Annotated in this window: 13 protein-coding genes; 2 read left to right on the forward strand and 11 right to left on the reverse strand. The window is 46.4% G+C overall.

The window, feature by feature from the left end; translation table 11 throughout:
* Positions 1–30 precede the first annotated feature (30 nt).
* From BK026_RS07665 to lpxD, 10 genes are all read right to left on the reverse strand, one after another.
* Positions 31–531 carry a phosphatidylglycerophosphatase A gene (locus BK026_RS07665; protein ID WP_071815321.1) on the reverse strand — a complete coding sequence of 167 codons (501 nt, stop codon included), beginning with the start codon at positions 529–531 and terminating at the stop codon, positions 31–33.
* Between the two features lie 38 nt (positions 532–569).
* The gene (gene thiL, locus BK026_RS07670) at positions 570–1,535 is read right to left on the reverse strand and encodes a thiamine-phosphate kinase (RefSeq protein ID WP_071815322.1); all 966 of its coding nucleotides are present in this window, start codon (positions 1,533–1,535) and stop codon (positions 570–572) included.
* 48 nt (positions 1,536–1,583) lie between these two features.
* Entirely contained in the window at positions 1,584–2,006 is a 423-nt protein-coding gene (nusB, locus tag BK026_RS07675; protein ID WP_014979773.1) for a transcription antitermination factor NusB, read from the reverse strand.
* A 12-nt stretch (positions 2,007–2,018) separates the two neighbouring features.
* Positions 2,019–2,492, reverse strand: a complete 474-nt coding sequence (gene ribE, locus BK026_RS07680) for a 6,7-dimethyl-8-ribityllumazine synthase (protein WP_014950088.1) — start codon at positions 2,490–2,492, stop codon at positions 2,019–2,021.
* 175 nt (positions 2,493–2,667) lie between these two features.
* Positions 2,668–3,768: a bifunctional 3,4-dihydroxy-2-butanone-4-phosphate synthase/GTP cyclohydrolase II gene (ribBA, locus tag BK026_RS07685; protein WP_071815323.1), complete on the reverse strand. Its 1,101-nt coding sequence runs from the start codon at positions 3,766–3,768 to the stop codon at positions 2,668–2,670.
* Between the two features lie 20 nt (positions 3,769–3,788).
* On the reverse strand, positions 3,789–4,451 hold the full coding sequence (locus tag BK026_RS07690; protein WP_071815324.1) for a riboflavin synthase: 663 nt from the start codon (positions 4,449–4,451) through the stop codon (positions 3,789–3,791).
* Positions 4,452–4,471: 20 nt separating this feature from the next.
* The gene (ribD, locus tag BK026_RS07695; RefSeq protein ID WP_083575048.1) at positions 4,472–5,611 is read right to left on the reverse strand and encodes a bifunctional diaminohydroxyphosphoribosylaminopyrimidine deaminase/5-amino-6-(5-phosphoribosylamino)uracil reductase RibD; all 1,140 of its coding nucleotides are present in this window, start codon (positions 5,609–5,611) and stop codon (positions 4,472–4,474) included.
* Positions 5,612–5,661: 50 nt separating this feature from the next.
* A complete protein-coding gene (gene nrdR / locus BK026_RS07700; RefSeq protein ID WP_071815325.1) occupies positions 5,662–6,111 on the reverse strand; it encodes a transcriptional regulator NrdR in 450 nt (149 codons plus the stop codon).
* Positions 6,112–6,209: 98 nt separating this feature from the next.
* The gene (glyA, locus tag BK026_RS07705; RefSeq protein WP_071815326.1) at positions 6,210–7,466 is read right to left on the reverse strand and encodes a serine hydroxymethyltransferase; all 1,257 of its coding nucleotides are present in this window, start codon (positions 7,464–7,466) and stop codon (positions 6,210–6,212) included.
* 154 nt (positions 7,467–7,620) lie between these two features.
* Positions 7,621–8,649, reverse strand: a complete 1,029-nt coding sequence (gene lpxD / locus BK026_RS07710) for a UDP-3-O-(3-hydroxymyristoyl)glucosamine N-acyltransferase (protein WP_071815327.1) — start codon at positions 8,647–8,649, stop codon at positions 7,621–7,623.
* A gap of 381 nt (positions 8,650–9,030) precedes the next feature.
* On the opposite strand from lpxD, the gene ettA reads away from it, so the two are divergent.
* Complete coding sequence (gene ettA, locus BK026_RS07715; RefSeq protein WP_071815328.1) at positions 9,031–10,698, forward strand: energy-dependent translational throttle protein EttA; 1,668 nt, start codon at positions 9,031–9,033, stop codon at positions 10,696–10,698.
* A gap of 149 nt (positions 10,699–10,847) precedes the next feature.
* Entirely contained in the window at positions 10,848–11,255 is a 408-nt protein-coding gene (locus BK026_RS07720) for a PilZ domain-containing protein (protein WP_071815329.1), read from the forward strand.
* A 28-nt stretch (positions 11,256–11,283) separates the two neighbouring features.
* Here BK026_RS07720 and radA read toward each other — a convergent pair whose 3' ends face one another.
* Positions 11,284–12,651: a DNA repair protein RadA gene (gene radA, locus BK026_RS07725; RefSeq protein WP_071815330.1), complete on the reverse strand. Its 1,368-nt coding sequence runs from the start codon at positions 12,649–12,651 to the stop codon at positions 11,284–11,286.
* Positions 12,652–12,819: the final 168 nt, after the last annotated feature.

Below are 12,819 nucleotides of genomic sequence, written 5' to 3' on the forward strand. Positions count from 1 at the left end.
GGCAAAATGGCGGCAGGTATTCGTAATGAATTAAAACAAAGCTAATGCTGCAGGCCAAAACGCCATCAGCAGATGTAAGCAACCGCACGCCATCGCGCCCGCAATCAGATCGTCAAGCATAATGCCAGTACCACCGTGCAAACGCTTGTCGATAATACCAATTGGCCAAGGCTTTAAAATATCGAAAAGCCTAAATAGTACAAAGCCTAAAAGTAATGATGACGCTGAAATAGGCACAAACAGAAAGGTAACGAACATACCCGCTATTTCATCCCACACGATAGAACCGTGATCATGAACCTGCATATCGTCGGCCGTTTTACCGCACAGGTAAATACCCACAACTGAAAATATCAGCGTAAGCGCGATAAAAGAAATTACCGAAACCTGACTGCACGCTATAAGAAGCGGCAACGCGGCAAGAGAGCCAAAGGTACCTGGCATGAAGGGAATTAGTCCGCTGCCAAAGCCAAGCGCAAGAAAATGAACAGGATTTTTCATACTTACTCTTGCGCGATATTCAGCTTGCATGTTTCTTCCTAATAGCTTTTGACGAATATGTAGGTTGCCTAAAAGGCGTGTTCGTAACCTGATTCATTTAACGGCGTGTATTTTTCGTTGTCTTTAAGCAATGAAAGTGTGCCGTTATGACCGGTTAATTGCCCGATACATGTAGCCTTCACATTCGTGCTCGCCAACGAGGTTTCTAAGCTTCCGCGCTGCTCTTCACTTACGGTAAAAATAAGCTCGTAGTCGTCACCTGCCGACAACGCATATTCCATAGCCTGTTCGGGTTTGACTGCGCTTGTTAATGCTCGTGATAACGGTAAACGATCTACATGGACATTCGCCCCGCAGTTGGACGCCCTTAGAATGTGTTTGATGTCGGAAATCAAACCGTCGGAGATATCTATGCACGACGTTGCTATACGTCTAATTGCCGTGCCTACCGCTACGCGAGGAGTTGGAAAGTAATGACGATTGACCAATACGTCTTTCGCTTCACCGTTTACACTTAGCTTATTTTGCAAAATATCTAAACCGGCACCTGCATCACCGAGAGTTCCGGTAACATAAAGCCAGTCACCCGGCTTCGCGCCACTGCGCGTTAGTTCTGAACCTGGTGGTATAAAGCCTTGAGCAGTAATGGTAAATGCCATTGGCCCTTTAACCGTATCGCCGCCAATCAGCTGCACAGAATAGTACTGAGTAAGCTCGTGAAGGCCTGAGACAAAGTCATCAAGCCATGCTTCATCAACTTCTGGCAGCGACAAAGACAAGCTTATCCAGGCAGGCTCAGCGCCCATTGCAGCGAGGTCGCTTAAGTTGACGGCTACAGTTTTGTACGCCACAGACTTAGCTGGCGCATCTTTTAAGAAGTGCACTCCAGCAACCAAAGTATCGGTAGTAACGGCAAGCTGTTGGTTTTCGGGAACCGTTGTTACAGCACAGTCATCACCAATACCAATAACAACGTCTTTACGTTTGTGGCCGCTGTTTGAAAAATAGCGGCCGATGAGATCAAATTCTTTCACGGTAATTTTTAAACCCTTTTAGCGGCAGTCCATGCCGCCACGGTAAGGTTAGTCGCGCTCGTCTTTGCGCAATGTGCGCACTGCTTTATCCAAGGCACCATTAATGAATTTATGACTTTCTTCAGCACCGAATGCTTTGGCAAGCTCAATCGCTTCATTAATGATTACGCGGTACGGCACGTCAATGCGCTCGGTCAGTTCCAGCGTTGCTATGCGCAATATTGCTTTCTCAATAGCGTCTAGCTCTTCAGGCAAACGGCCAAGATAAGGTTTAATGGTTGCATCAAGGTTACTTGCGTTGTGTGCAACACCGCGAAGCAAGGCTTGGAAATAGGCCATATCAACCTTTTGCATGTCGTTACTGGTGGCTAACGCCAGTTCAACCTGCTGAATATCGTTGTGACTCATTTGCCATGAATACACGCCTTGCAGGGCAAGTTCACGGGCTTTACGACGAGCTGAAACTTTCACTTAATGTTTACCTTAAAGCTTTTCAACAGCATCGATTACGTTAACCATTTCAAGCGCGCCAAGTGCAGCTTCCGCACCTTTGTTGCCCGCTTTGGTTCCTGAACGCTCGATTGCTTGTTCAATTGAATCTGTTGTAATTACGCCAAATGATACGGGTACTCCGTATTCAAGTGAAACTTGTGCAAGACCTTTGTTACATTCGCCTGCTACAAAATCAAAGTGTGGCGTACCGCCACGTATAACCGCACCTAGTGCGATGATGGCGTCAAATGACTTTTTCTCAGCTAATTTCTTAGCCACTACAGGTAACTCGTAAGCACCAGGTACGCGAACCAGTGTGATATCGTCATCACTTACTTCACCGTGACGCTCTAGCGTGTCTAATGCACCTTCTAGTAAGCTTTCAACAACAAAGCTATTAAAGCGTGATACAACGATAGCAAACTTCTTACCAGTTGCTCTGATATTACCTTCAATTACCTGCATGGATTCATTCCTCGAGAAAAAACGGCGCGAAGTATACCACAACTGCGCCCAAACTAAATCGATTGTTTCTTTAACTTCAACTATTCGTAAACGACTGCTTTGTGCTTAACAAAATGTGGTGAGGGAATGCTCGTCGCAAACCCTCTTCACTTTCACTGTGGCCTACACCTCAGAGCTAGTCGTGCACGTACTCTACAACTTCAAGGCCGTAACCTGAGAGTGCGTGGTACTTAATTGGCTTACTTAAAAGACGCATTTTGTGTACGCCCATTGATGCCAGAATTTGACTGCCTACACCAATAGTGCGCGATGATCCCTGCCAGTCAGCGCCAGCTGGGCGCTCGCCTCTGTCTTCTGCGGCAAAGCGGCGTACCTGACTTTCAATATGCTCTTCTTTACCTAACAGCACCAATACGCCACCCTCTTCTGAAATTTTGCGCATGCCATCTGCTAGCGTCATAGAGCGATGAATACCGCGCGTAGACCCAAGAAGATCACTAAAGGTATTGTGAAGGTGCACACGTACAAGTGTTGGCTCGTCTTCTTTAATTTCGCCTTTTTTAAGTGCGAAATGAAGCTGGTTGTCAATGCTGTCTTTAAACGTGTGAAGCTCGAAGTCACCATACTCGGTTGGCATGTTGCACTGAGCGACCTTTTGAATGGTGGTTTCGTTGAGATTGCGATATTCAATTAAATCAGCAATAGTGCCAATTTTAAGGTCGTGTTTTTCAGCAAACTTTTCTAGCTCAGGACGGCGAGCCATCGTGCCGTCTTCATTGAGGATCTCTACAATAACCCCAGCAGGCTCTAGTCCAGCCAGACGCGGTAAATCGACACCGGCTTCAGTGTGACCTGCACGGTTTAACACGCCACCGTCTTTAGCAATTAGCGGAAAAATATGACCCGGCTGTACAATGTCTGTCGCTTTCGCGTCTTTTGCTACAGCGGCTTTGATTGTTGTTGCACGATCGGCCGCTGAAATACCTGTAGTCACGCCGGTTGCCGCTTCAATAGACACCGTGAAGTTAGTAGAAAACTGTGCTTCGTTCTTATCCACCATGAGCGGAAGATTAAGGGTGCGACAGCGCTCTTGCGTCATTGGCAAACACACCAAGCCGCGAGCGTGAGTAACCATAAAGTTAATAGCTTCAGGCGTCACATGCTCTGCCGCCATTATCAAATCGCCTTCATTTTCCCTATCTTCATCATCCATCAAGATAACCATTTTACCTTGGCGAATGTCTTCAATTATTTCTTGTGTAGTGTTAAATGCCATGTTGTGTGCTTCTTGTAGGGTTATTTTCTTAAAAATCCGTTCTCGGCAAGAAATGCCATGTCAATGCCTTTGCTTTTTGGCTCTGCTGCTTTGTCGCCTAGCATCAATCGCTCTAAATAGCGCGCAATAACATCAACTTCTAGATTCACCGCCGTGCCCACTTTATAGCTCCCCATAATAGTTTCTTGCAGTGTATGAGGAATGATCCAAAGCATAAATTCTGCTCCGTTAACTTCGTTAACGGTTAAGCTGATACCATCAACGGTGATGCTGCCTTTATGTGCAATATATTTCGCCAAGGCTTCCGGTGCTTTTACCCAGAATTCGACGTAGTCTGAGTGCTTAATGATTTGTGTAACTTCACCTACGCCGTCCACGTGACCTGACACGATATGGCCGCCTAAGCGGTCGCTTGGCCGCATTGCCTTTTCAAGATTAACCGTTGAGCCCGCACTGTAATGGGCAAAACCAGTCAATTTAATGGTTTCAGCTGACACATCTGCGCAGTAATAATCGGGCCCCATATCGGTAACTGTTAAGCAAACACCATTGGTTGCGATACTGTCGCCTAAAGCAACATCAGACATATCAAGCGTAGGTGACGCAACGGTAAGGCGAATATCGTTGCCACGGTTATCAAGCTTTTTAATAGTACCAAGCGCTTGAATAATTCCAGTAAACATAAAGTTCCTCTTTAATCGCGTTAACCACGTATATTGCTAACATCAGGACGGAAGATAAGCTTAATATCGTTACCCACCTGACGATTTTCAATAAGCGAAAGCGAAATACATTCATTTAACGACGTAAACGCTGGCAAATTAATCATACTTTTGCCCTTATCACCTAAAAGTTTTGGCGCTTGATAGCATATTAGCTCATCCACCAGCCCTTCTTGCAATAATGCACCGGCAAGGCCTGGGCCTGCCTCAACCCACACTTCATTATATTGCTTATCGCCTAATGCTGATATTAGTGAATGTAAGTCGAGCTTACCGTCTTTTTCATCTACCAAAAGGTATTGCTGTGTTGCTGTATCTGGATGGGGCTGCGACGTAGCCGTTAAAGTAACATTTCCGTCGGTAAACAACGTATAGTCTCGAGAAAGCTTACTTTTGCTATCGACAACAACCCGAGCAGGCTGGCGAATGTGTGCTAGAGGATAATCGGTAAACTGTGCTTCTTTTTCTCTAACCAACAAACTAGGATTATCGGCTTTCACCGTACCTGAGCCTGTTAACACCACACAGCTTTGGGCGCGATAGTGCTGCACATCCCGTCTTGCTTCTGGCCCCGTAATCCATTGACTCACGCCATTTTGAAGCGCTATTTTACCGTCTAGGCTAATGCCTAATTTCACACGTACATAGGGCTTTCCGGTAAGCATGCGTTTGATAAAACCGGGGTTTAGCGCTGCAGCCTCAGCTGCCATTACGTCACTTACTACCTCAATGCCTGCCTTCTGCAAGATACTAATACCATTGCCGCATACATTTGGGTTAGGGTCGGTCATTGCGATAACCACCCGCGCCACCTTCGCGTTGACCAAAGCCACTGCGCAAGGCGGCGTACGGCCAAAATGACTGCAGGGCTCAAGTGTAACGTAAGCGGTTGCGCCCTTTGCGCCCTCGTTCCTTGCGTTAGAAGCTTCTCGTAAAGCATGTACTTCGGCATGGGGAGTGCCAGCTTGAATGTGATAGCCTTGACCAAGCAGTTGATTGTTTTCGTCTACAATTACACAGCCAACGCGAGGGTTAGGGGAAGTGGTAAAGCGCCCTAGTTGGGCAAGCTGAATGGCTTTGGCCATCCAAAAATAATCGTTTTTAACCGTTTCGTGGTTCACTTGGATTCCTGTTGTAGCCCTAAGTGTCTGATGTTTGGGAGGTAGCCGACCTAATCCCCTAATCGTGCAATCTCTTCTCCAAACTCACGAATATCTTCAAAGGAACGATAAACGGAAGCGAACCGGACATAAGCAACTTTGTCGAGTTCTTTGAGAGCTTTCATAATTAGGTTGCCGAGTAGCTCACTGCTCACTTCGCGCTCGCCAGTTGCGCGCAACTGTGACTTGAGAGAAAGAATACATTGCTCAATCTTTTCAGTGCTCACAGGACGCTTTTCGAGCGCTCGCTGTAAGCCTGCACGAAGTTTGTCTTCGTTAAATGGTTCTCGAGAACCATCGCGTTTGATGACGCGAGGCATCACAAGTTCAGCGCTTTCGAAGGTCGTAAAACGTTCGTGACAAACCATACATTCACGGCGTCTACGCACCTGCTGCCCTTCTGCAACCAAACGAGAATCAATGACTTTGGTTTCTTGTTCTGAACAAAACGGGCAAAACATGAATAATCCTTAAATATTGCGTACTTAGGCTTATTAAGCGAACGTAGACTAGTTAGTCAAGCATTAGTACCAAAGTACGCAACAAAACACAAACCTATTTATTTATAAACAGGGAATTGTGCACAAAGTGCTACCACTTCATCTTGAACACGCTTAATAACAGACTCATCGCCCATGTTATCTAGAATGTCACAAATCCATGTTGCAACCTGCTTCGCTTGCTCTTCTTTGAAACCACGGCGAGTAATCGCTGGGCTACCAATACGAAGACCACTGGTTACAAACGGTGAACGCGGATCATTCGGTACAGAGTTTTTGTTTACCGTGATGTTTGCTGCACCTAGTGCTGCATCTGCATCTTTACCGGTTATGTCCTTATCAATAAGATCAAGTAGGAACAAATGGTTGTCGGTACCACCAGAAACGATGTTATAACCGCGCTCTTGCATTACAGAAACCATCGCTTTCGCGTTCGCGACAACCTGCTGCTGGTATGCTTTAAACTCTGGCTGTAGCGCTTCTTTAAACGCAACGGCTTTAGCTGCAATCACGTGGCAAAGTGGGCCACCTTGGTTACCTGGGAATACTGAGCTGTTAAGCTTTTTGTAAATTGCTTCGTCGCCACATGAAGATAGGATTAGACCACTGCGCGGACCCGCAAGCGTTTTATGGGTAGTCGTTGTTACCACATGAGCATGAGGAAGCGGATTTGGATAAACGCCAGCGGCTACTAAGCCCGCTACGTGCGCCATATCAACAAGTAAGTATGCGCCAACGCTATCTGCGATTTCGCGGAATTTCGCCCAATCAACAATGCCTGAATAGGCAGAGAAACCACCGATAATCATTTTCGGCTTGTGCTCTTTGGCAAGCGCTTCAACCTGCGCGTAATCGATTTCGCCGGTTTGTTTGTTCAAACCATACTGTACAGCGTTATAGGTTTTACCAGAGAAGTTTACGTGTGAACCGTGGGTTAGGTGACCACCTTCAGAAAGGCTCATTCCCAAAACAGTATCGCCTGCGTCAAGTAGTGCCATGAATACGGCAGAGTTAGCTTGTGAACCAGCGTGCGGTTGAACGTTCGCGTAGTCCGCTCCAAAAAGTGCTTTTGCACGGTCAATAGCAAGCTGTTCAACAACGTCTACGTGCTCACAACCACCGTAGTAACGCTTGCCTGGGTAACCTTCAGCATACTTATTAGTAAGCTGTGAACCCTGTGCTTCCATCACACGTGGACTACAATAGTTCTCAGAGGCAATTAGCTCAATGTGATGTTCTTGACGCTCAACCTCTTTAGACATTGCATCGGCTAATTCAGGATCGAAGTCAGCTATATTCATTTCGCGAGAAAACATGGGGGCTCCTTAACTGCGGTTTTTATATGGCGTTACGCACTGATTGCTCAAATTCGAGCCATATTCTAGTCATTTTGAGGGTCTTGTATACCGCTTTGTGACCAAATTAATATAAATGGCGCAGGTTTAACGTAATACCTGCGCCAGCGCGAGATCAGACCTGTTTTTCAAGGGCTTTAACACGGTCAAATAAACTACCAATTTTGGCAAGACGAACCGTATTTTTACGCCAGTCACGGTTGGTTTGTGCTGGCTGACCAGAAGAATAAACACCCGGTTCAGTGATATCTTGTACAATCATGGTGTAGCCAGTTACCTGAACATTATCGCAAATGCTAATGTGGCCATTAATGCCCACTCCACCACCAATAATCACGTGCTTGCCGATATGACAGCTACCAGCAATACCGGTAGCGCCGCAAATACATGAATGATCACCAATAATACAGTTGTGGCCAATTTGTACTTGGTTGTCGATAATAACGTTGGTACCTAACACCGTATCTTCCATCGCGCCGCGGTCGATGCTGCTGCTAGCACCAATCTGACTATCGTCACCGATACGAACTGACCCGGTTTGTGGAATAGGGAGCCATACGCCTTTATCGTTTGCGTATCCAAAACCTGCCGCGCCAATGACTGTTTGGCTATGAATCGTTACCCGCTTTCCAATCACTACGTCATGATAAATGGTCACGTTCGGATGGATTATGCAGCCTTCACCGATATGAGTACCTCTGCGAATCACCGTATTTGCGCCAACCGTAACTCTATCGCCTAATACTACGTTTTCTTCAATGATCACGTTGTGACCTAGCGATACATCGCTGCCTAATCGAGCAGATGGTGCAATAACCGCCGACTCAGCAATACCTGACGCTACCGCTGGTGTGGTATCGAATAACTGAGCAATAAGAGCAAAGGCAGCATGAGGATTTGCTACAACTAGGGCAGGTACTGGGCTGTCTGCTTTTAAGCTTTCGTGCAGAATTACCGCACCCGCCTGAGTATCTTTTAACTGCGGCTTATATTTTGGGTTGGTTAGAAACGAGATTTGATGCGATGCTGCACCAGATAACGTACCTACTGCAGAAATAGCAACATTTCCATCGCCCTGCACTTCCCCACCTACATGTTTGGCAAGTTCATCCAGGCTGTATGTGCGTTTATTCATAGCGGTCATCTTAATTACCTGTTCAGATATATGAATAGTATTGAGTGTATCGCTCTGGGTGCTTTCTATTTGCTTTCAAGCTCACCCATGAGCACGTTTTACTCATTCTTATAAATTACTCATTTTTATAAAAGCAAGTTTACCTTAAATCGCTTCGCCAACCGATGCATAAATCAATCTTTTTGACATGAGCGCTCAAATAACAGCCAAGCGCGAAAACGTCACGCTTAAATGAAACTGTCCTATTTCTTAATTAAAAGGCTTACACTTAACGCAAAAATCCGCACATCAAGAGTCAACAGGCTCTAGCATAAACTACCCTGTTACGAGTAGAATACGCACCCATTAAAACTTAATTATTTTTCACCGCTTTTTCAGCGAGGATAGAGCATGGCTCAATACGTTTACAGTATGCATCGCGTGGGCAAAATCGTCCCACCAAACAGACACATTCTAAAAAATATCTCTCTTAGCTTTTTCCCTGGTGCCAAAATTGGTGTGCTAGGTCTAAATGGCGCGGGTAAGTCAACCTTACTTCGCATTATGGCTAGCGTAGATACCGATATCGAAGGTGAAGCTCGCCCTCAGCCGGGCTTAAAAGTGGGCTACCTTCCGCAGGAACCACAACTTGATGAAACAAAAGATGTTCGCGGTAACATCGAAGAAGCCGTAGCCGATGTTAAACACGCGTTGACTCGCCTTGATGAAGTGTATGCTGCTTATGCAGAAGCGGATGCTGATTTCGACGCCCTTGCTAAAGAGCAAGGTGAGCTAGAAGCTATTATTCAAGCCAAAGACGGCCATAACCTAGAAAACGCCCTAGAGCGTGCTGCTGATGCCCTTCGCCTTCCAGCTTGGGATGCGGACGTTAGCAAACTATCTGGTGGTGAACGCCGCCGCGTGGCGCTGTGTCGCCTACTTCTAGAGAAGCCTGAAATGTTGCTTCTAGACGAACCGACCAACCACTTGGACGCAGAATCAGTCGCATGGTTAGAGCGCTTCCTGCATGACTATGAAGGTACCGTTGTCGCTATTACCCACGATAGATACTTCCTCGATAACGTTGCAGGTTGGATTTTAGAACTTGACCGTGGTGAAGGTATTCCATGGGAAGGTAACTACTCTTCTTGGCTGGAGCAAAAAGAAAACCGATTAGAGCAAGAAGAGCGCACCGAAACGGCGCGTATGAAGAGCATGAAACAGGAACTTGAGTGGGTACGCTCAAACCCGAAAGGTCGTCATGCTAAAAGTAAAGCCCGTATGGCCCGCTTTGAAGAACTATCTACCAGCGATTACCAAAAGCGTAATGAAACCAATGAGCTTTTCATTCCACCAGGTGAACGCTTAGGTGATAAGGTTATTGAAGTAAGCAACCTTAAAAAGTCGTATGGCGATCGCGTACTAATCGACGACTTAACGTTTAAAGTACCAAAGGGTGCCATTGTAGGTATCGTTGGTCCTAACGGCGCGGGTAAATCAACCTTATTCAGAATGCTTACCGGCGCTGAGCAACCTGATTCAGGCACCATCGATTTAGGTGAAACCGTTCAAATTGCTGCGGTAGAACAGTTCCGCGACCACATGAACGAAAACAACACCGTGTGGAAAGAAATTTCTGACGAGCAAGACATTATTCGCATCGGTAACTTTGAAATTAACAGCCGCGCCTATTGTAGCCGCTTTAACTTTAAAGGCACCGACCAGCAGAAGTTCATCAAAGACTTGTCAGGTGGTGAGCGCAACCGTGTTCACCTTGCTAAACTGCTGAAAGCCGGCGGTAACGTATTGCTACTGGATGAGCCAACCAACGACCTAGACGTAGAAACACTTCGCGCCTTGGAAAACGCGTTGTTGGAGTTCCCAGGCTGTGCCATGGTTATCTCGCACGACCGTTGGTTTTTAGACCGTGTGGCAACGCACATTATGGATTACCGCGATGAAGGTAACATTAACTTCTTTGAAGGTAACTACTCAGACTACGAAAGCTGGTTGAAGCAAGAGTTCGGACAAGATGTGGTTGAACCGCATCGCCTTAAATACAAGCGTATGTCTAAATAATACTCGTTATACGACATAAATTTCGTCCAATCAGACGTACAAGAAAGCCGCTATTATTGATAGCGGCTTTTTATTTATGTGCTTTTCATTGCGCATGGACGCAATTTGACCAATACTGATTGCCAAAACGCACGCAAGGTATTTGAATTATGACAGATAAACGCCAATTTCAACGAGTGGCTTTAAACGTGAAAGGCACTCTGGCACATAATGGCATCTGCGTAGATGTAATAATTAGTGATGTATCGCTGCAAGGTATCAAGCTTAAAGCTGAAGAGGCTGCGCTATCGAACTTGCCGTTTGACAGCCATGACCCGTACGTAGCCACTTTTCAAGCGAATGAAGAGAGCCCCGTAATCACCCTTTCCATATCACAGCTATATCGTCACGCCGATACTAGAGAAGAAAATGTCTCACTAGGCTGTAAAGTAGAACAAATGAGTGTTGAAAGTATTAGTGCTCTTCGACGGTTAATCACCTTAAACAGCGACGACGCTAGTATTGACGAGAAAGACCTCAATGCATTAGTTAATGCAGTATACCAGGGAGCCAACTAACGCTCATTTAGTCGCTACCACAGACCATTTATTCAAGCGCGTCTAGTGCCTCGGACAGGCGAGCAACGGGTACTACGGTCATACCCGCGATGGTTTGCTTTGGTGCATTAGCCTTCGGCACAATTGCGCGCTTAAACCCGTGTTTAGCCGCCTCGATAATGCGTTCTGTTCCATTTGGCACAGGACGGATCTCACCGGCTAGGCCTACCTCGCCGAACACGATTAAATCTCGAGGCAACGAGCGATTTCTAAAGCTTGAAACCATCGCTAAAAGCAAGGCCAAGTCCGCACTAGTCTCAGAAACGCGCACGCCGCCCACTACGTTGACAAAAACGTCTTGGTCGTTCATTTGCACATTGCCATGACGGTGAAGTACTGCCAACAGCATGGATAGTCGATTCTGGTCTAGACCCACAGCAATACGCCTTGGGTTAGACATTTGCGAGTAATCTACCAGTGCCTGTATTTCCACTAGCAGCGGGCGGGTGCCCTCCCAAATGACCATCACGCTCGACCCTGGCGTTTCGTTATCTCCGCGACTTAGAAAAATGGCCGACGGGTTACTCACTTCTTTAAGCCCTTTCTCTGTCATAGCGAACACGCCAAGCTCATTAACCGCGCCGAAGCGATTTTTATGGCTTCGAAGTGTACGGTAGCGCCCATCGCTTTCCCCTTCCAGCATCATAGAACTGTCGATACAGTGTTCTAGTACTTTGGGGCCTGCCAAGTTACCATCTTTCGTTACATGACCTACAATGAACATGGCAATATGGTTTTGTTTAGCAAAGCGTGTTAGATACGCCGCGCTTTCACGTACTTGCGACACGCTACCGGGTGCTGACTGCACATCTGACACATGCATGACCTGAATAGAATCGATAACCATAATTTTGGGCTTTTTCGTAAGCGCCAGATCACAAATGGTTTCTACATTCGTTTCGGCTAGCATCATTAGCTTGTCGTCTGGAAGATTCAATCGCTTCGCACGCATCGCTACTTGCTGGAGTGACTCCTCGCCTGTCACGTAAAGCGCGGTTTCGCTTTTTGCCATCTGACACATGACTTGTAGTAGAAGTGTACTCTTACCAGCACCTGGCGACCCACCAATTAGCATGGCTGCGCCAGGAACGATCCCGCCGCCTAGCACTCTATCTAACTCCTTAAACGTTGAAGAGAAACGGGGCAAGGATTCTAGGTCTATAGCGTTTAAGGTCTCGATTTTAGCAGCGGTTTGCCCCGCATAACCAGACGTAGTTTGGCGTGCCACACTTTTGGCACTAGCCACTACAAACTCACTTATCGTGTTCCACGCTTTACATTCTGAGCATTGGCCCTGCCAGCGAGGGAACTCAGCGCCACAATCAGAGCACACATAAGCAGTTTTACGTTTCGCCATATTCGAGTATATTCCATTGTTAAAAAAGAGTATTCTACCATTTAATGTGAGTTAAATGATCGGTAATTTGGCACAAGAAATGGTTGTAGGCCGCATATGTGCAAGAGTGCAACACCGTTGATGTTAGCAGCGCTAATGTGTTTTGTAGAACTGCCGATAAGAACTAAA

The sequence above is a fragment of the Alteromonas sp. V450 genome, assembly GCF_001885075.1.
In the GTDB taxonomy this organism is placed as follows: domain Bacteria; phylum Pseudomonadota; class Gammaproteobacteria; order Enterobacterales; family Alteromonadaceae; genus Alteromonas.

Coding starts and splice junctions, on each gene's coding strand:
- radA (WP_071815330.1), bottom strand. CDS start 12,651: ATGGCGAAACGTAAAACTGCTTATGTGTGCTCTGATTGTGGCGCTGAG.
- BK026_RS07720 (WP_071815329.1), top strand. CDS start 10,848: ATGACAGATAAACGCCAATTTCAACGAGTGGCTTTAAACGTGAAAGGC.
- lpxD (WP_071815327.1), bottom strand. CDS start 8,649: ATGACCGCTATGAATAAACGCACATACAGCCTGGATGAACTTGCCAAA.
- BK026_RS07665 (WP_071815321.1), bottom strand. CDS start 531: ATGCAAGCTGAATATCGCGCAAGAGTAAGTATGAAAAATCCTGTTCAT.
- nrdR (WP_071815325.1), bottom strand. CDS start 6,111: ATGTTTTGCCCGTTTTGTTCAGAACAAGAAACCAAAGTCATTGATTCT.
- BK026_RS07690 (WP_071815324.1), bottom strand. CDS start 4,451: ATGTTTACTGGAATTATTCAAGCGCTTGGTACTATTAAAAAGCTTGAT.
- glyA (WP_071815326.1), bottom strand. CDS start 7,466: ATGTTTTCTCGCGAAATGAATATAGCTGACTTCGATCCTGAATTAGCC.
- ettA (WP_071815328.1), top strand. CDS start 9,031: ATGGCTCAATACGTTTACAGTATGCATCGCGTGGGCAAAATCGTCCCA.
- ribBA (WP_071815323.1), bottom strand. CDS start 3,768: ATGGCATTTAACACTACACAAGAAATAATTGAAGACATTCGCCAAGGT.
- ribE (WP_014950088.1), bottom strand. CDS start 2,492: ATGCAGGTAATTGAAGGTAATATCAGAGCAACTGGTAAGAAGTTTGCT.